This is a genomic window from Cellulomonas taurus, assembly GCF_012931845.1.
Classification (GTDB): domain Bacteria; phylum Actinomycetota; class Actinomycetes; order Actinomycetales; family Cellulomonadaceae; genus Cellulomonas; species Cellulomonas taurus.
Genome location: NZ_CP051884.1, coordinates 3,130,417 through 3,148,269, shown reverse-complemented (window position 1 = coordinate 3,148,269; position 17,853 = coordinate 3,130,417). Strand labels below are relative to the sequence as shown.

19 protein-coding genes are annotated in these 17,853 nt (G+C 71.0%); 9 read left to right on the top strand and 10 right to left on the bottom strand.

What is annotated here, in order from left to right; genetic code table 11:
- Positions 1–26 precede the first annotated feature (26 nt).
- The 6 genes from HGK68_RS14575 to HGK68_RS14550 form a co-directional block, all read right to left on the bottom strand.
- Positions 27–809 (bottom strand): ATP-binding cassette domain-containing protein, encoded by a 783-nt coding sequence (locus HGK68_RS14575; protein ID WP_169167152.1) that lies wholly within the window; start codon positions 807–809, stop codon positions 27–29.
- 28 nt (positions 810–837) lie between these two features.
- A complete protein-coding gene (locus HGK68_RS14570; protein ID WP_169166613.1) occupies positions 838–2,013 on the bottom strand; it encodes an ROK family transcriptional regulator in 1,176 nt (391 codons plus the stop codon).
- 84 nt (positions 2,014–2,097) lie between these two features.
- Positions 2,098–2,535, bottom strand: a complete 438-nt coding sequence (locus HGK68_RS14565; protein ID WP_169166612.1) for a hypothetical protein — start codon at positions 2,533–2,535, stop codon at positions 2,098–2,100.
- Between the two features lie 12 nt (positions 2,536–2,547).
- Positions 2,548–3,651, bottom strand: coding sequence for a putative T7SS-secreted protein (locus HGK68_RS14560; protein ID WP_169166611.1), 1,104 nt, complete (start codon positions 3,649–3,651; stop codon positions 2,548–2,550).
- The gene (locus tag HGK68_RS14555) at positions 3,648–3,920 is read right to left on the bottom strand and encodes a hypothetical protein (RefSeq protein WP_169166610.1); all 273 of its coding nucleotides are present in this window, start codon (positions 3,918–3,920) and stop codon (positions 3,648–3,650) included. Before HGK68_RS14555 ends, HGK68_RS14560 begins: the two co-directional genes overlap by 4 nt.
- A 154-nt stretch (positions 3,921–4,074) precedes the next feature.
- Positions 4,075–4,245, bottom strand: coding sequence for a hypothetical protein (locus HGK68_RS14550; RefSeq protein WP_169166609.1), 171 nt, complete (start codon positions 4,243–4,245; stop codon positions 4,075–4,077).
- 75 nt (positions 4,246–4,320) lie between these two features.
- Here HGK68_RS14550 and HGK68_RS14545 point away from each other — a divergent pair, with 75 nt between their 5' ends.
- On the top strand, positions 4,321–4,875 hold the full coding sequence (locus tag HGK68_RS14545) for a hypothetical protein (protein ID WP_169166608.1): 555 nt from the start codon (positions 4,321–4,323) through the stop codon (positions 4,873–4,875).
- Between the two features lie 54 nt (positions 4,876–4,929).
- Here the strand turns inward: HGK68_RS14545 and HGK68_RS14540 are convergent, their stop codons facing one another.
- Positions 4,930–5,976 (bottom strand): NAD(P)-dependent alcohol dehydrogenase, encoded by a 1,047-nt coding sequence (locus HGK68_RS14540; protein WP_169166607.1) that lies wholly within the window; start codon positions 5,974–5,976, stop codon positions 4,930–4,932.
- Between the two features lie 171 nt (positions 5,977–6,147).
- Between HGK68_RS14540 and HGK68_RS14535 the strand changes: the two genes are divergently transcribed.
- The 6 genes from HGK68_RS14535 to HGK68_RS14510 all read left to right on the top strand — a co-directional run bounded on the left by HGK68_RS14535 (position 6,148) and on the right by HGK68_RS14510 (position 11,348).
- Complete coding sequence (locus HGK68_RS14535) at positions 6,148–6,390, top strand: helix-turn-helix domain-containing protein (protein WP_169166606.1); 243 nt, start codon at positions 6,148–6,150, stop codon at positions 6,388–6,390.
- 113 nt (positions 6,391–6,503) lie between these two features.
- The gene (locus tag HGK68_RS14530; protein WP_169166605.1) at positions 6,504–7,265 is read left to right on the top strand and encodes a DeoR/GlpR family DNA-binding transcription regulator; all 762 of its coding nucleotides are present in this window, start codon (positions 6,504–6,506) and stop codon (positions 7,263–7,265) included.
- Complete coding sequence (locus HGK68_RS14525; protein ID WP_169166604.1) at positions 7,262–8,212, top strand: 1-phosphofructokinase family hexose kinase; 951 nt, start codon at positions 7,262–7,264, stop codon at positions 8,210–8,212. The genes HGK68_RS14530 and HGK68_RS14525 overlap by 4 nt, the downstream gene beginning before the upstream one ends.
- Before the next feature lies 1 nt (position 8,213).
- Complete coding sequence (locus HGK68_RS14520; protein ID WP_169166603.1) at positions 8,214–8,669, top strand: PTS sugar transporter subunit IIA; 456 nt, start codon at positions 8,214–8,216, stop codon at positions 8,667–8,669.
- The gene (locus tag HGK68_RS14515; RefSeq protein WP_169166602.1) at positions 8,666–10,165 is read left to right on the top strand and encodes a PTS fructose transporter subunit IIC; all 1,500 of its coding nucleotides are present in this window, start codon (positions 8,666–8,668) and stop codon (positions 10,163–10,165) included. Before HGK68_RS14520 ends, HGK68_RS14515 begins: the two co-directional genes overlap by 4 nt.
- Before the next feature lie 172 nt (positions 10,166–10,337).
- Positions 10,338–11,348 (top strand): hypothetical protein, encoded by a 1,011-nt coding sequence (locus HGK68_RS14510; RefSeq protein WP_169166601.1) that lies wholly within the window; start codon positions 10,338–10,340, stop codon positions 11,346–11,348.
- On the opposite strand, the gene HGK68_RS14505 is transcribed toward HGK68_RS14510, so the two are convergent.
- From HGK68_RS14505 to nrdD, 3 genes are all read right to left on the bottom strand, one after another.
- Positions 11,328–11,690 carry a PGPGW domain-containing protein gene (locus tag HGK68_RS14505; RefSeq protein WP_246260413.1) on the bottom strand — a complete coding sequence of 121 codons (363 nt, stop codon included), beginning with the start codon at positions 11,688–11,690 and terminating at the stop codon, positions 11,328–11,330. The genes HGK68_RS14510 and HGK68_RS14505 overlap by 21 nt on opposite strands.
- A 92-nt stretch (positions 11,691–11,782) precedes the next feature.
- On the bottom strand, positions 11,783–12,385 hold the full coding sequence (gene nrdG, locus HGK68_RS14500; RefSeq protein WP_169166600.1) for an anaerobic ribonucleoside-triphosphate reductase activating protein: 603 nt from the start codon (positions 12,383–12,385) through the stop codon (positions 11,783–11,785).
- Entirely contained in the window at positions 12,382–14,574 is a 2,193-nt protein-coding gene (gene nrdD, locus HGK68_RS14495; protein ID WP_169166599.1) for an anaerobic ribonucleoside-triphosphate reductase, read from the bottom strand. Before nrdD ends, nrdG begins: the two co-directional genes overlap by 4 nt.
- A 181-nt stretch (positions 14,575–14,755) precedes the next feature.
- On the opposite strand from nrdD, the gene HGK68_RS14490 reads away from it, so the two are divergent.
- Both HGK68_RS14490 and HGK68_RS14485 read left to right on the top strand, forming a co-directional pair.
- On the top strand, positions 14,756–15,025 hold the full coding sequence (locus tag HGK68_RS14490) for an HPr family phosphocarrier protein (protein WP_169166598.1): 270 nt from the start codon (positions 14,756–14,758) through the stop codon (positions 15,023–15,025).
- A 135-nt stretch (positions 15,026–15,160) separates the two neighbouring features.
- A complete protein-coding gene (locus HGK68_RS14485) occupies positions 15,161–17,743 on the top strand; it encodes an ATP-dependent Clp protease ATP-binding subunit (protein WP_169166597.1) in 2,583 nt (860 codons plus the stop codon).
- Positions 17,744–17,853: the final 110 nt, after the last annotated feature.

Below are 17,853 nucleotides of genomic sequence, written 5' to 3'. Positions count from 1 at the left end.
TGCCGACAACCTGTGAAGGCAAAGCGTCATGCCCAGCGCGGTCGGGTCGGCACCGTGGCACCGGCGATCGCCCCGATGATCTCCTCCGGCGCCGAGGTCCCCGCGTCGAAGGACCCGTTGTTCCGGCCGTGCCGCAGCACCTCGATCCGATCCGCCACCGCCCGCAGGTCCGCCAGGTTGTGGCTGATGATCAGCACCGCCAGGCCCATCGCCCGCAGCCGCTCGATCAGGGTCAGCACCTCGGCGGTCTGCACCACCGACAGCGCGGCGGTCGGCTCGTCCAGCACCAGGATCCGAGGCCGGGTGGTCAGGGTCCGGGCGATCGCCACCGCCTGCCGCTGGCCACCGGACAGCTCGCGCACCGGCACCCGCACCGACGGCACCGTGATCGTCAGATCGCGCAGGATCTCCGCCGCCGCCAGCTCCATCCCGTCGATGTCCATCGGACGGTGCTTGGAAGCCCGCAGCTCCCGGCCCAGGAAGACGTTCGCCGCCACACTCAGGTTCTCGCACAGCGCCAGGTCCTGGAACACGGTCGAGATGCCCAGCGCGTGCCCGGCGGCCGGATTCGGGATCGCCACCGGATCGCCGCCGACCTCCAGCACCCCGGAGTCCGGCTGCACCACCCCGGAGACGATCTTCGCCAGGGTCGACTTCCCGGCGCCGTTGTCCCCGACCAGCGCCACCACCTCGTGCGGGCGGACCTGAAGGTCGACCTCGATCAGCGCCTCCACCGCGCCGAACCGTTTGGTCACCCGGCGCAGCGCCAGGGCGGGTGCGCGGTCGGCCGCCCCACCCGTCCCGGTCATCGTCGCCTCCACACTGAGTGCCACGACGTCAGTCTCCGTCCGGTCGCACCGTCCAGCGCGTCATCGCGCTGGTGTCCTCCAGAGCGAGCAGCACCGCGCCCGCGACCTCGGCCCGGGAGCCCAGCTCGGCCCCGACCACCTCCAACGGCGCCAGATGGTTCAGCGGCACCCGACGCCGGATCGCCTCCCGCATCGGACCGATCAGCAGCTCACCGGTCTCGGCCAGCTCCCCACCGACCACCACACACTGCGGGTTCACCGCGATCGCCAGCCCGGCCACCACCGCGCCGATGGTCGCCCCGGCATCCGCCACCACCTGCCGACACCCCGGGTCGCCGTCATTCGCCAACGCCACGATGTCCCGCAGCGTCAACGACCCCCGGCTCGCCCGCAGCACCTCGATCAGCGCCGGCGCACCCGCCACCGTGTTCAGGCACCCGCGGCTGCCGCACAGGCAGACCACCCCACCCGCATCCACCTGGACGTGCCCGATCTCGCCCGCGGTCCCGGCGAACCCCCGGTGCAACCGGCCCGCCAACGACACCCCCGCACCCGTGCCGTGCGACACCCGCACGTACACCGAGTCCTGGAACTGCCGCGCCGCACCCAGTCGGCTCTCCGCCAGCGCCCCCAGATTCGCGTCGTTGTCCACGAACACCGGCACACCCAGCCGCTTCGACATCACCTGCGCCACCGGTGCGTCGTCCCACCCGCGCAGGATCCCCGGCACCGACACCGTCCCGGTCGCCGCATCCACCGGCGCCGGCACCCCGATCCCGATGCCCAGCAGCTCGTCCAGCGACGAACCCACCCGCTCCAGCAACTCCACGATCAACAGCGCCGCCCGGTCCAGACTCGTGTCCGCGCGATGCTCGTGCGGCAACGGCAACGACTGCTCCACCAACGTCTGCTGCGCGGTGTCCGCCAAAGAGATCGCCATGTGCCGGGTCCCGATGTGGATGCCCGCCGCGATCCCGGTCCGGTGCACCATCGTCACCAGCGCCGCCCGACGGCCGTTGTAGACCGTCGCCTTGACCTCGACCTCACCCGCGCCCTGCAACTCGCGCACGATGTTCGAGACCGTCGCCGCCGACAACCCGGTCGCCGACGCCAACTCCACCTGGGTCAGGCCGCCGTACCGCCGGATCGTGTCCACGACGGTCGCACGATTGGCCTCACGCAGGGCGGTCTGGGAACCAGCCATCGCGGGCGACCTCCCGTCCTCGCGCCGATGCCCCTGCCGGGAGGAGGGTACTCCGGGCGGGTGTCAGCGGGGGTGTCGGGATGGTCAGTCGTCGGCGCCTGGTGCGGCGGCGTCGGGCTGGGCGTCCGGTCGCTCGTCGGCGGACGGCGCGGTCTCGGGGGTCACCAGGTCGGGGCGTGGGCCGTAGCCGTTGGCCGCACCGCCGTCGCCGTAGGGATCACCGACGAGCGGGTCGCCCTTCTTCCAGGTGCTGGGCGGGAGTTCGTCGTTGCGGAGGGGAACAAGGTCGCGCGACGCATAGACCAGGTCGCCCAATCGCTCGGACTTCGGCGTCGGTTCGAAGTCGGGTCCCATTGCCGAGACGCTCGCGTCGATGATCGCGTCGTCCACGCGCGTGCGCTCGGCTGCAGTGAGTTCGCCGCCAGACCGGATGATGTCGAGGATCTTCGGTTCGTAGCGATCGAGTGCTTCATAGAGGTCCGCCAGAGATTCGGGGGGTAACTCGTCGAAGAGTGGGCTCATAACGGCTGCCTCTCAGTAGGCGGTGACGACTTCACCGAACTCGTTGACGACGACGGTCAAATCGTCAGACCTGAACCTCCACGTCCCGTTCTCCGGCTGCCAGATGGGTCGTCTGGGCGGGCTGTCGACGAGTTCCTCGATCCGTTGTCTCGCGACCGAGCGGTCGGTCATACGGTCGAGCGCGTGGTCCTTGTATCCGATGACGTGGTGCGGGAAGTCCTCGGGTACCGCGTCCGGGCTACGGTAGCCATTGCCACCGCCGCGGCTCGGTCCCTGGAACGGTTGGACGGCGCTGTCGCCCATCGCCGCCAACCCGGCGCGGGCGGTGCCCTGGATCGCCAGCCCGCCGCCCGCCGCGACCATCCCGGCCCCGGCGACATTGGCCGGGACGCCGAGCACCGCCCCGATCCCGGTGGCGTCGAGCAGGACGCCGCCGACCTCGATCCCGCCACCGACGCCCATCATGCCGAGGCCGCCGATGATCTCGAGCAGCAGGTCGGGGTGCTGGGTGAGGGCGTTGCCGAAGGACATCACCCCGTTACCAAGGGCGGCACCGACATCGCCCGCCCCGTGCCAGAAGTCCGACCAGGTTCCACCCACGCCATTCCAGAAGCCGCCGTCGTCGGGTGCCTCGTCGGCGATGGCGCGGATGGTCGCGGCGGCCTGCTCAACTGACTCGGTGTCGTACCGGCGGGCGGCTGCCAGGGCGGTGACGGCCTCCTCCCGCAGAACCTCGCCGGGGTCGAACGTGGGGGGCAGTGCGGCATCGCGCACCGCCCGGCTCATCCGCTGACCGTCCTGCCACAGGTCGACCGCCGTGGCTGCTCGGCGGCGGGCGGTGGACACGTCGTCGGCGTAGCCGTCCAGGACGCAGGCCGCTCGGTGGTGTGCGGTCGCTGCGGTGTCGAGGCGTCGGGCGATGGTGCGGGTGGTGGTGGTGAGCCGGTCGCCCGCGTTGCCTTGCCAGATCCGGGTCGGGTCGATCGAGAGCAGGGCGGCGCAGGCGTGATCGAGGATCGCCGCTCGTCGGCGTTCCTGGTCCGCGAGGTCGCGGGCGGTCTCCGCGTCACCGTCGATGAGCACCCGGGGGTCGTCGCAGGTGGCCAGGTCGCTCACCGGGGTACCTGCCGGGCGAGGTGATCGTCGGCTGCCCGGTAGGCCCGCGCTGCCAGGTCGAGGCGATCGGCCAGTTCGCCCACGTCATCTGCCGTGCGACGGTCGGCGACCGTCCATCGGTCCTGCATCCGGGTCAGTGCCTGGTCCAGCGCTGGTTGTCCGAGTCGGGCGCAACCGGTCTCGGGTGCCCGGGTCAGGTCGGTCTGGACGTCCCGGATGCCCTCGGCCAGCCCGGCCAGGGCGTCCACATCCACGGTCAACCTCGCCACTGCGTCCCTGCTTCCTCTCGGCAGCAGGGACGTTAAGGCTGGTCAACGGCGCAGGGAACTCTGATGAGTAGCATCCGCGCCGAATTGAGTGGGCCACTCAGGCCTGAACTGGACCGACGCCCCTACTCAGGGGTGCCGGGTCGTGGTGGTCCACTCAGCGGTCGCAGCCGCAGACGTCGTTCATCTCCAGCACCTGCTCACCCGGTTGCGCCCACGCCTCGGCCTCCGCGATGGACGCGAAGGTGCGACCGGCGAGGCGGCCGGTGGGGAGCATGACGACGACCTCGGTGTGTTCGCGGGGGTCGGACCAGGTGTCGGTGGACATGGGATGCCTCTCGGTCGGGTCCAGTGAGAACAGATCGATCGGCGCAGAGCTTCCCGGCGAGTACCGTCCTGCGCGATGGACGACACCGAGTGGGCCGCGGGTGCCCGGCGGGACAGCGGCCGGGCGTGGCGTCATCGGTGCCGGTGGTGGCGTCGCGGCACGGTGCCCCCGGTTCCGGAGCCGCGCGGCGGTGGCTTCCTGCTGCACCCCGACCTCGGCGCACCACGGGTGATCGACGACCAGATGCTTCCGCCGCTGACGGAATCGGGCATGTCATCGGAATGGCTCGGCCTCTCCGATGACCAGCGGGACGCCCGATTGCGCCTCACCTGGCGGTCCACGGTCAGCTGGGCGCTCGAACAGGGGGCGGACCGGGTCCTCGTCCAGGACGTGATGGCCGATCGCACGCAGCAGCTCACCTGGGCCGCGGCGGCCCGGGGGCGTGCGCATGGCTGGCTCGTGTTTCCCGATCTCGAGCCTCAGTCGATGCGCACCTTCCTGGACTCCTTGTTCGATCATCCCGTCGAGGTCGCGGTGATCGCCGACGGCGAGCTGATCGCCCAGGTCTACGAAACGTGGGACGGGATCGTGGTCTACGGCGAAGGTGCTGCTGGCGTCGTTGCCGGGTGACAGCAGGGAGCGGCCCGGCACCCCGCGCAGGGGCACCGGGCCGCCGTAGTCCACTCAGTCCAGCGTCGCGACGTCGATCACGAACCGGTACCGCACGTCCGAGGCGAGCACCCGCTCCCACGCCTCGTTGACCTGGTCGGCGGAGATCACCTCGATCTCGGCGCCGTACCCGTGCTCGGCGCAGAAGTCGAGCATCTCCTGGGTCTCGGCGATGGAGCCGATGGCCGATCCGGCGAAGGAGCGCCGGGCGCCGATCAGGGAGAACACCCGTACCGGCAGCGGCTGCGGCGGGGCGCCGACGTTGACCAGGGTGCCGTCGACGGCGAGCAGGGAGAGGTAGGCGGTGAGGTCGAGCTCGGCGCTGACGGTGTTGACGATCAGGTCGAAGGACCCGCGCAGCTGCTCGAAGGTGTCGGGGTCGCTGGTGGCGTAGTAGTGGTCGGCGCCGAGGCGCAGGCCGTCCTCCTGCTTCTTGAGCGACTGGGAGAGCACGGTGACCTCGGCGCCGAGGGCGTGGGCGTGCTTGACGGCCATGTGGCCGAGTCCGCCCATGCCGATGACGGCGACCCGGGTGCCGGGGCCGGCGTTCCAGTGCCGCAGCGGGGAGTAGGTGGTCACGCCCGCGCAGAGCAGCGGCGCGGCGACGTCCAGGTCGATGCCGTCCGGGATGCGCAGCACGAAGTCCTCGGTGACGACGACCTGCTGGGAGTAGCCGCCCTGGGTGATCGACCCGTCGCGGTCCTTCCCGGCGTAGGTCTGGGTGTTGCCGTGCAGGCAGTACTGCTCCTGGCCCTGGCGGCACTGCTCGCACTCGCCGCAGGAGTTGACCATGCAGCCGACGCCGACCCGGTCGCCCACGGCGAAGCGGGTGACCTCCGAGCCGACCTCGGCGACGATCCCGGCGATCTCGTGGCCAACGACCAGTGGGTAGGGCACCTGGCCCCACTCGCCGCGGGCGGTGTGGATGTCGGAGTGGCAGATCCCGGCGAACTTGATGTCGATCCGGATGTCGCGGGGGCCGACGTCGCGGCGTTCGATGGTGGTGCGGACCAGGGGCTGGTCGGGTGCGGTGGCGGCGTACGCGTTCACAGTCGTGGGCATGGGATCGATGGTGCGTCCGCCGCGGCGCGGACGCCAGGCGGGATGGGGGCACTGCCATGACCCCCGTGGTGCGCCGTTCGGGTGACGCACCCATCCACCGCACGGGGTGGTCCGAACCTCTGACGTGGCACGACGCCGCGATCGCACCCCGCACCCAGATGGAGGAACCCGATGAGCACCACCCTTGATGCCGAGACCGAGCGCCGCACCGCGGTGTACGGCGACCCGCTGAGCGTCCGGGAGCGGATCGTGCTGGCCGAGATGGGTGAGGGCGTCACGTTGGAGGACATCGCCCGCCGCCTGTTCGTCAGCCGCAACACGGTCAAGACCCAGGTGCGCTCGATCTACCGCAAGATCGGCGCGTCGAGCCGGGCGGAGGCGGTCGCCTGGGCGCGGGCGGCGGGCATCCGCTGAGCCGCGATGTGGCTTCACCCCCGAGTTTGTTGTTTTGGGTTGACTTCGCGTGAGCGTGCGCCGCACACTCGTCCGGTCGGGACGGACCGGCAGCACCTCACGATGGAGTCGACGTGTACGCAACGGAGCGCCAGCAACAGATCCTCGCCGTGGCCCGGCGGGACGGTCGGGTGGATGTCACCTCGCTGGCTGCTGACCTCGATGTCACCACCGAGACCGTCCGCCGCGATCTGACGGTGCTGGAACGGCACGGCCTGGTGCGCCGGGTGCACGGCGGCGCGATCCCGGTCGAACGCCTCGGATTCGAGCCGGGCCTGGCCCAGCGCGAGGGCCTGCTGTCGGCGGAGAAGGAGCGGATCGCCAAGGCCGCTCTGGACGAGTTGCCGGACGGCGGTTCGGTGCTGCTGGACGCCGGGACGACCACGGTGCGCCTCGCCGAGCTGCTGCCGACCGACCGTGAGCTGACCGTGGTCACCCACGCACTGCCGGTGGCCACGGTGTTGGCCACACGTTCCCACATCACACTGCACCTGGTGGGCGGCACCGTCCGCGGCCGCACGCTGGCGGCGGTGGGCAGCTGGGCGCTGCGCGAGTTGGCCGAGATCCGGGTGGACGTCACCTTCCTCGGCACCAACGGCCTGAGCGTCGAACACGGCCTGACCACCCCCGACCTGGCGGAGGCGGCGGTGAAGGCCGCCCTGGTCGCCGCCGGTCGACGCACCGTGGTGCTGGCCGACCACACCAAGCTCGGCCGCGAGGACTTCGCCCACGTCGCGCCGCTGTCGGCGATCGACGCGCTGGTCACCGATTCCGGGGTGTCGCCGGAGCTGGCCGAGGAGATCGAGTCCGCCGGTACCCGGGTGGTGCGGGCATGATCGTCACCCTGACCCCGAACCCCAGCCTGGACCGTGCGCTGGACCTGCCCCGGCTCGACCCGGGCGAGGTGAACCGGGCCACCGCCGAGCACCTGCACCCCGGCGGCAAGGGACTGAACGTCACCCGCGCGCTCGCCGCGCACCGGGTCGACTCGCGCGCCGTGCTGCCGGTGGGCGGCCCGGACGGGATGCGGATCGTCGACCTGCTGGCGGCGCAGGGCGTGGCGGCCCACCCGGTGCGGGTCGCCGGAGACACCCGGTCGAACCTGACCCTCGCCGAGTCGACCGGCCGGACCACCAAGGTGAACAGCCCGGGGGTGGCCCTGTCCGCCGCCGAGGTCGACGCGCTGCTCGCGGCGGTCGAAGCCGAGCTGCTGCCGGACGCCCGCGCCCTGGTGATCGCCGGATCGCTGCCCACCGGGCAGGCGCCGGAGCTGATCGCCCGGGCGATCGAGATCGGCGTGCGTGCGGGGGTGCCGGTCGTCCTGGACAGCTCTGGCGCCCCGCTCGCCGCCGCCGTCGCCCACGGCGGGCTGGCGCTGGTGAAGCCGAACGACGAGGAGCTCGCCGAGCTGGTCGGCGCCGAGCTGACCACGGTCGGTGACGTCCAGAGGGCGGCCCGGCAGCTGATCGCCGACGGCATCGGCGCGGTGCTGGTCTCGCTCGGCAGCCACGGCGCGCTGCTGGTGCACGCCGACCGCAGCTGGTGGGCGGGCGGCCCCGCGCTGGTCCCGCTGTCCACCGTCGGCGCCGGCGACTGCACGCTGGCCGGCTTCCTGGCCGCCGACGATCCCGATCCCGCGGTCCGGTTGATCCGGTCCGTCGCCTGGGGCCGCGCCGCGGTCCTCCTGCCGGGCAGTGCGGTGCCCGGCCCCGCCGACATCCACCCCGCCGAGGTCGCCGTCGTGGTCGACCCCGATGCCTCCACCACCCTCAAGGAGCTGTGACATGAGCCAGCCGCTCACCACCCCGGACCTGGTCCTCACCGACCTGGTCGCCGGCGACCGCGAGGACGCGACCGCCCAGCTGATCGCCGTGCTGCACGCCGCCGGGCGGGTCACCGACCCCGAGGGCTTCGGTGCCGACGTCCGCGCCCGTGAGGCCCAGATGCCCACCGGCATGCCCGGCGGTGTCGGCCTGCCGCACGCCCGCTCCGAGCACGTCACCGCGCCCAGCCTGGCCATCGGCAAGCTGCGCGACGGCGTGGACTGGGGCGCCGAGGACGGCCCGGCCCGGCTGGTCTTCCTGATCGCCGCCCCGGCCGGTGGCGACGCCGACCACCTGCAGATCCTGGCCGCACTGGCCCGTCGCCTGGTGCACGCCTCGTTCCGTGAGTCCCTGCTCGACGCCCCCGATGCCGCCACCGTGGCCGACATCATCACCCGAGAGGTCGTCCCGTCGTGAAGTTCGTCGCCGTCACCTCGTGCCCGACCGGGATCGCGCACACCTACATGGCCGCGGAGGCCCTCGAGCAGGCGGGTAAGGCAGCCGGGCACGAGGTCGTCGTGGAGACCCAGGGTGCCGCCGGTTCGACGCCCCTCGACCCCGCGGTGATCGCCGCCGCCGACGGCGTGATCTTCGCCGCCGACCTGGAGGTCCAGAACCGGGACCGGTTCGCGGGCAAGCCGACCGTCGACGTCGGCGTCAAGAAGGCCGTCCACGACGCCACCGGCGTGCTGAACCAGGCCATCGCCGCCGTCGAGTCCGGCCCGGTCGCCGACGCAGCTGCCCCGGCCGCCGCGCCCGCCACCCCGACCACGAAGGTCGACCCGAACGCCTCGGTCGGCGCGCGGATCCGGCAGTGGCTGATGACCGGGGTCAGCTACATGATCCCGTTCGTCGCCGCGGGCGGGATCCTGATCGCGCTCGGCTTCATGGTGGCCCAGGCCGCCTGGGGTGAGACCGGCGCGGTCGAGGTCACCAAGGTCACCGTGCAGGACCTGATCCAGAACTTCTCGGTCGCCTCCGGCCAGGACTGGGCGGCCCTGCTGTTCCAGACCGGCTCCGCCGCCTTCGCGTTCCTGGTGCCGGTGCTGTCCGGCTTCATCGCCTACGGCATCGCGAACCGCCCGGGTCTGGTGCCCGGATTCGTCGGCGGGTCGATCTCGGTCGCCATCGGCGCCGGCTTCCTCGGTGGCCTGGTCACCGGCTTCGTCGCCGGATTCCTCGCGCTGTGGATCAGCAACTGGCGGGTACCCAAGGGCGTGCGCGGTGTGATGCCGGTGGTGGTCACCCCGCTGCTGTCGTCGCTGATCACCGGCTTCCTGATGTTCGTGCTGATCGGTCGCCCGATCGCCGCGCTGATGGACGGGCTGACCTCCTGGCTGAACGGTCTGTCCGGGTCGAACCTGATCCTGATGGGGGTGCTGCTCGGCGCGATGATGGGCTTCGACCTCGGTGGCCCGGTGAACAAGGTGGCGTACACCTTCGCGGTGACCGGCCTGGCCACCACCGGTCTGGGCGCCGACGCCGTGCAGTACCGGATCATGGCCGCGGTGATGGCCGCCGGCATGGTGGCGCCGCTGGCCCTGGCGGTGGCGACCTTCGTCCGCAAGCAGCTGTTCACCGAGGCGGAACAGGAGAACGGCAAGGCGGCGGTGCTGCTCGGCCTGAGCTTCATCTCCGAGGGTGCGATCCCGTTTGCCGCCGCCGACCCGTGGCGGGTGATCGTCTCCTCGATGGTCGGGTCCAGCATCACCGGTGGCCTGGTGATGGCCTTCGGCTCCGGGCTGCAGGCACCGCACGGGGGCATCTGGGTGCTGCCGCTGATCTCCAACTTCGGTGGTTTCATCGCCGCCGTCGCGATCGGCACCGCGGTCTCCGCCGCCGTGGTGGTGCTGCTGAAGAGCCTGCGCAAGCAGCCGACCGTGACCCCGGCACCGGTGGCCGTCGCCGCCTGAGCCGCACGTTCGCGCACCCCTCGGCCCGTCGGGTCGGGGGGTGCGGTGCGTTCCGGGGCCCTAGGTCCCGTTCCCGCAGGTCGTGACGGGTCTTGACTGCTGCAGGCAAGCAGCCGACTCGCCCACGGGCGTGCGAACCGGCCACCACGAGTGGAAGGTCAGCACACGCCCGATGACACCCTTCTACGCCGACGCCACCGAGACCCTTGCGGTGTTCTGGGACGGTCGGCCGCACACCCGCGCCGATCTGCAGCAGCGCACCGGCCGGGCCCGGAACACCGTCACCAAGCACCTCGACCTGCTCAGTCGGCACCACCTGATCGCGAACGCCGGCAAGGACCCGGCCGCCACGGGTCGGCCCAGCGACCGGTTCCAGCTGAACGCCGGGGCCGGGGCGCTCGCGGTGGTGCAGCTCGACGGGGACCGCGCGCGGCTGACGCTGGCCGATCTGGCCGGGCGGGTGCGCGGCCGGTGCAGCGTGCAGCCCGACCTGCTGGCGCGCGGGCTGGCCCGGGCGGCGGAGACCTTCCTGCCCGGTGCGCCGGTGCTGACCGTCCTGCTCGCCGACTCCGGGATCGACGACCTGGACCCCGACGCCCTGGCGCACGATCTGCACGCGGCGGTCCACGTCCGGCCCTGGGCCGAGCTGGCCCTGGTGGCGGAGGCCGTGTCCGGCACCGTGCTCTGCCTGGACGTGGAGTGCACCGTCCGGGCCGCGACCCTGCTGGACGGTCGCGTGGTCTCCGGGGCCGGCGGACTGGCCGGGTCGGTCGGTTCCCTGGTGCTGCCCAGCCAGGAGTTCGCGCTCGGGATCGCCTGCCGCCGAAGCCTGGACGAGGTGCTCGCCGTCGCCCGTCGTAGCCCCGACGACCCCCGGGTGCAGCTCGCCGCCGGACGGCACCTCGGTCAGGCGGCCGCCGCGTTCTGCCGTCTGGTCGACCCGGGCACCCTGCTGCTGGCCGGACACGCCGCCCGCAACCGCGCCTTCCGCACCGGGCTGCTCGACGCGGTGACCGCGCGCACCCGGTGGGGCGGGCGAATCGAGGTGCGCCCGGTCGTCGGTGATCTGCGCACCGCGATCGCCCGGGGCGGCTGCGTCGAGGCCCGGCAGCTCACCGGCACCCCGGAACAGCTGGACCGGGTGCTGCGCACCGTGGACGGATCAGCGCTGCTGGCCGGGTGACCCGCGCCGGTCCCGCCACCGGTGCCACAGCCGCAGCACCCACGCCTTGAACCGGTCGGTGCGCCGCCGGATCGACGGGAACTCGGTGCCCAGCACCCCGAGCCCCAGGAAGATCAGCAACCACCCCGGGCCGGGCAGCACCAGCAGCACCACGCCGGTCGCCACGATGCTCACCCCGACCGTGGTCACCAGTGCCCGGTAGACGATCCGGGTGCTGCGCCGCCGGTGCAGTCGCTCGCGCAGGGCGTGCATCCGGCGCAGCACCGGGGAGCGCTCGGCGGCGGCCAGCTCGGCGGCCAGGCCGTCGGCGCTGTGCGGTCCGTCGGGGGCGGGGTGGGTCATGCGCGGTCAACGCGCGGGGGTGGGTGCGGGTTCCGCCCGCTCTGGGTGAACGCGGTCGAACCCGGCTGCACCCGGCTGAGTGGACGCCGGGCTCAGATCAGCATCCGGCGATCCACCTGTTCCGCCGCACCGGCCGTCCGCAGGGCGCCGCGCCACTCCACCGCCCGTCCGGCCGCCAACGACGCGGGCACGTCCAGCACCCGCTGGTTCCGGCTGCCCCGGAACGCCAGGGTCAGGTCCCTCTGCGCCAACTCGAACCGCCCGTCCACCAGCACGTCGATCTCGGCCAGCAACGCACGCTTGTCGGCGTCGTCGGCGAGCAGTTCCTCCAGGGTGTACCCGGTCCAGCACCACACGTCCTTGCGGTGGCCGTGCTCGGCACGCAGTCGCTGCACCACGTCCAGGCAGACCTGGGTGTTGAGGAAGGGCTCGCCACCGAGCAGGGACAGGCCCTGGACCGCCGGGTGGCGGAGGTCGGCGGCGATCCGGTCGGCGAGGTCGTCGTCGTAGGGCGTGCCGTAACGGAAGCTCCACGCGGCCCGGTTGAAACAGCCGTCGCAGGCGAAGGGGCAGCCGCTCACGTACAGCGAGCAGCGCACCCCCTCGCCGTCGACCATCACGAAGGGCTTGTAGTCGGCCACTCGGCACTGACTGAGCCGGTCGGCGGTCCAGTCGGGGCGCGGGTCGCGGGTCATGCCTCGGCGGGGACCGACCCGGTGCTGCCGGTCATGTGCTTCACCCGGGAGGAGATCTCCACGTGCCGGCCGTGCACCATCGGACGCTGTTGCGGGTTGCCGAGGTAGCCGCAGGTGCGCTTGACCACGTCACAGGTGCGCGGGTCGGTGTTGCCGCAGGACGGGCAGGCGAATCCACGCTCGGTCGGGGTGAAGTCGCCGGAGAAGTCGCAGGCCAGGCAGTGGTCGATCGGGGTGTTCGTGCCCAGGTAGCCGACCCGGTCGTAGGCGTAGTCCCACACGGCTTCCAGCGCCTTCGGGTTCTGCTGCAGCACCGGGTACTCGCAGTAGTGGATGAACCCGCCGGAGGCGTACTGCGGGTAGTCGGCCTCGAAGTCGAGCTTCTCGAACGGGGTGGGCGACTTGCGCACGTCGTAGTGGAAGGAGTTGGTGTAGTAGTCCTTATCGGTGATGTCCGGCACCGACCCGAACTTCTTGGTGTCCAGCCGGCAGAACCGGTCGGTCAGCGACTCCGACGGCGTGGAGTACACGCTGAACTGGTAGCCGTGCCGCGCGGTCCAGTCCTTCGCGTGCCGGTGCAGCGTCCGCAGGATGTCCAGCGTGAACTCCTTGGCCTCCGGGTCGGACTCCCACGCCCCGCCGAAGAACGCCGCCGCCGCCTCGTAAAGCCCGATGTAGCCGAGCGACACCGTCGCCCGACCGTCCCGGAACAGGGTGTCCACGTCGTCGCCGGGGGAGAGCCGCTCACCGAAGGCGCCGTGCACGTACAGGATCGGTGCGTTCTCCGGCACCGCCTCCGTGCACCGCTCGACCCGGTACAGCAGCGCGTCGTGCACCGTCTCCAGCCGCTGCTCCAGCAGCGTCCAGAACGCGTCCCGGTCACCGCGGGTCTCCAGCGCGATCCGGGGGATGTTCAACGTGACCACGCCCAGGTTCATCCGGCCCTCGACCACGTCCTCGCCCGCGGCGTTCGTCCACCCCTGCAGGAACGACCGGCAGCCCATCGGCACCTTGAACGACCCGGTGATCTCGACGATCTTGTCGTAGCTGAGGATGTCCGGGTACATCCGCTTGGTGGCGCATTCCACCGCGAGCTGCTTGATGTCGTAGTTCGGGTCCTCGACGTCCAGATTGGTGCCACGGCGCAGGGTGAAGATCAGCTTCGGGAAGATCGCGGTCCGGCGCTCCTTGCCCAGACCCAGGATGCGGATGTCCAGGATCGCCCGCTGGATCTCCCGTTCGAACCACCCGGTGCCCAGCCCGAAGCCCACCGACGTGAACGGTGTCTGCCCGTTCGAGGTGAACAGGGTGTTGATCTCGTACTCCAGCGACTGCATCGCGTCGTAGATGTCCTTGCTGGTCTTCTCCCGGGCGTACTCCTCGCGGCGCTCCTCGCCGTCGATCCAGCGCTCGGCGTCCGCCAGGTGCTTGGCGAAGTTCCGCTCGGCGTAGGGGGCCAGCAGCTCGTCGATCCGGTTCACCGAGCAGCCGCCGTACTGGCTGGAGGAGACGTTCGCGATGATCTGCGAGATCTGCGCGGTCGCGGTCTGGATCGACCGCGGCGGGTCGACCTGCGCGTTCCCGATCCGGAAGCCCTCCGCCAGCATCGTCCGGAAGTCGATCAGACAGCAGTTCGTCATCGGCGCATAGGGGTGGTAATCCAGGTCGTGATAGTGGATGTCGCCCTTCGCGTGGGCGTTGGCGACGTGGTCCGGGAGCATCCGCAGCCCGATCGCCTTGCCCACCGCCCCCGCGGTCAGATCGCGCTGGGTGTTGAAGACGTCGCTGTCCTTGTTGGCGTTCTCGTTGACGACCGACTGGTCCTTGCCGATCAACTGGCCCACCGAGTGATTGACGTCCAGCGCCCGGCTGCGGGCCACGTCCCGCTGCACCCGGTAGTCGATGTACGCCTGGGCCACCGCGTACTCGTGCGACTCCAACAGGATGTGCTCGACGACGTTCTGGATCTCGTAGATCTTCACCTCGCCGCTGAACCGGGCGGCGAGTTCCGCGTGCGCCTGCTCGACCAGGTCGGTCAGCATCAGCTCGTGCAGCGGAGAGACCTCGCCGTAGACCTCGACGAAGGCCTTGCGCAGCGCCGCGGCGATCCGGGTGCTGTCGTACGGCAGGGTGCGACCGTCGCGCTTCCGCACCATGAGTGTGTCGGTGCCGAGGCGGTCGGAGAGCATGGCGGTGATCCCTACTACTAGATGTTGTGGCCGGGTAAGACTGGCGGCACAACATGGGGGACACGCGGGGACCTTGGTCCCGGTGACCGATCACGGTGCGGCAAGGTCGTTCCGGGCGGCGGCGTGTCGGATCGGGCAGACTCCGACCAGTCAGTGTCGACAACCCGGAAGGACCACCATCGTGCCGACCCGTCAGGTCACCGTTGCCTCCGCCGTGGGGCTGCATGCCCGTCCCGCCTCGCTGTTCGCCCGGGCGGTCCAGGCGCACGCGGTCCCGGTCACGATCGCCAAGCAAGGCGGCACCCCGGTGGACGCCGCCAGCCTGCTGATGGTGATGGGCCTGGGGGTGCAGCACGGTGAGACGGTCGAGCTGAGCTCGGAGGCCGAGGGGGCGGACGCGGTGCTGGACGAGCTGGTGGCGATGCTGGCGCGGGACCTCGACGCGGAGTGAGGCGGGGTTCATCACGCCAGCGGCGAACACGGGACGCCTCGGGCCACCCCCGCCGTTAGCATCGAACAACGCCAGCCCCCGCCGTGTCCGGGCACCTGTCCGACATAGCGGGGACGCCGCTCGTGAGGAGTGCACATGTTCGAGAGATTCACCGACCGTGCCCGTCGGGTGGTCGTCCTCGCCCAGGAAGAGGCGCGGATGCTCAACCACAACTACATCGGGACCGAGCACATCCTCCTGGGCCTGATCCACGAGGGGGAGGGCGTCGCAGCCAAGGCGCTGGAGTCCCTGAACATCTCGCTGGACGCCGTCCGGGCGCAGGTGCAGGAGATCATCGGCGAGGGCCAGCAGGCGCCGAGCGGGCACATCCCGTTCACCCCGCGCGCCAAGAAGGTGCTGGAGCTGTCGCTGCGCGAGGCCCTTCAGCTCGGCCACAACTACATCGGCACCGAGCACATCCTGCTCGGCCTGATCCGCGAGGGTGAGGGTGTCGCCGCCCAGGTGCTGACCAAGCTCGGCGCCGACCTGAACCGGGTGCGCCAGCAGGTCATCCAGCTGCTGTCCGGTTACCAGGGCAAGGAGCCGGTCTCGGCCGGCGGCCCGCAGGAGGGTCAGCCCTCCGGTTCCGCGGTGCTGGACCAGTTCGGTCGCAACCTGACCCAGGCGGCCCGCGAGGGCAAGCTCGACCCGGTGATCGGGCGCGAGAAGGAGATCGAGCGGGTCATGCAGGTGCTGTCCCGCCGCACCAAGAACAACCCGGTGCTGATCGGTGAGCCCGGCGTGGGCAAGACCGCGGTGGTCGAGGGCCTGGCCCAGGACATCGTGCGCGGCGACGTGCCGGAGACGCTGAAGGACAAGCAGCTGTACACGCTGGACCTGGGCGCCCTGGTGGCCGGGTCCCGGTACCGCGGTGACTTCGAGGAGCGCCTGAAGAAGGTGCTCAAGGAGATCCGCACCCGCGGCGACATCATCCTGTTCATCGACGAGATCCACACCCTGGTGGGTGCGGGTGCCGCCGAGGGCGCGATCGACGCCGCCAGCATCCTCAAGCCGATGCTGGCCCGCGGTGAGCTGCAGACCATCGGGGCGACCACCCTCGACGAGTACCGCAAGTACATCGAGAAGGACGCCGCCCTGGAGCGCCGGTTCCAGCCGATCCAGGTCGCCGAGCCGTCGCTGGCGCACGCGATCGAGATCCTCAAGGGTCTGCGTGACCGCTACGAGGCGCACCACCGGGTGTCCATCACCGACGGTGCCCTGGTCGCGGCCGCCACCCTGGCCGACCGCTACGTCAACGACCGGTTCCTGCCGGACAAGGCGATCGACTTGGTGGACGAGGCGGGCGCCCGTCTGCGGATCCGCCGGATGACCGCGCCGCCGGAGCTGCGCGAGCTGGACGAGCAGATCGCCGAGACCCGTCGGGACAAGGAGTCGGCGATCGACGAGCAGGACTTCGAGAAGGCAGCTCGCCTGCGCGACGAGGAGAAGCAGCTCGGCCTCAAGCGCCAGGAGAAGGAGAAGGCCTGGAAGTCCGGTGACCTGGACGCCGTGGCTGAGGTCGACGAGGAGCTGATCGCCGAGGTCCTGGCGCTGGCCACCGGTATCCCGGTGTTCAAGCTGACCGAGGAGGAGTCCAGCCGTCTGCTCAAGATGGAGGACGAGCTGCACAAGCGCGTGGTCGGGCAGAACGCCGCGATCAAGGCGCTGTCGCAGGCGATCCGCCGGACTCGTGCGGGTCTGAAGGACCCGAAGCGGCCGGGTGGTTCGTTCATCTTCGCCGGCCCCACCGGTGTCGGGAAGACCGAGCTGGCCAAGGCGCTCGCCGAGTTCCTGTTCGGGGACGAGGAGGCGCTGATCCAGCTCGACATGTCGGAGTTCTCCGAGAAGCACACCGTGTCGCGGCTGTTCGGTTCCCCGCCCGGATACGTGGGCTACGACGAGGGTGGCCAGCTGACGGAGAAGGTCCGTCGTCGGCCGTTCTCGGTGGTCCTGTTCGACGAGGTCGAGAAGGCGCACCCGGACATCTTCAACTCGCTGCTGCAGATCCTGGAGGACGGTCGCCTGACCGACTCCCAGGGCCGGGTGGTCGACTTCAAGAACACCGTGATCATCATGACCACGAACCTGGGTACCCGGGACATCGCCAAGGGCGTGCAGACCGGTTTCCAGGCCGGTGGCGACCTGTCGACCTCCTACGAGCGGATGAAGGCGAAGGTGAACGACGAGCTGAAGACCCACTTCCGCCCGGAGTTCCTGAACCGCGTCGACGATGTGGTGGTCTTCCCGCAGCTCTCGCAGCCGGAGATCTTCCAGATCGTGGACCTGATGGTCGCGAAGCTGGACGCCCGTCTGCGCGACAAGGACATGGGTATCGAGCTCACCGAGGCCGCCAAGACCCTGCTGAGCGAGAAGGGCTACGACCCGGTGCTCGGCGCCCGGCCGTTGCGTCGCGCCCTGCAGCGGGAGATCGAGGACGTCCTGTCCGAGAAGATCCTGTTCGGCGAGCTGCACTCCGGTCAGCAGGTGGTCGTGGACGCCGAGGGCGAGGGCCTGCTCGGCGAGTTCACCTTCCGCGGTGAGGACCGTGGCCCGCGGGCCAAGGAGCCGGTCGCGGTGGGCGCGAGCTCGAGCAGCAACCCGGCCTCCGGCACCGACGTGCCGCCGGCCCCGCCGATCGCCTCCTCGGGTGACGGTGGCACCGGTCTGATGCCCGCCTGAGGCACCAGCGCACGACCAGAGGCCCGGTACACGACGGTGTGCCGGGCCTCTGTCCTGTCCGCTGCGGGCGGCTGCTACCGATGTGACTGGCGACTCATCCGGGTGCTGAC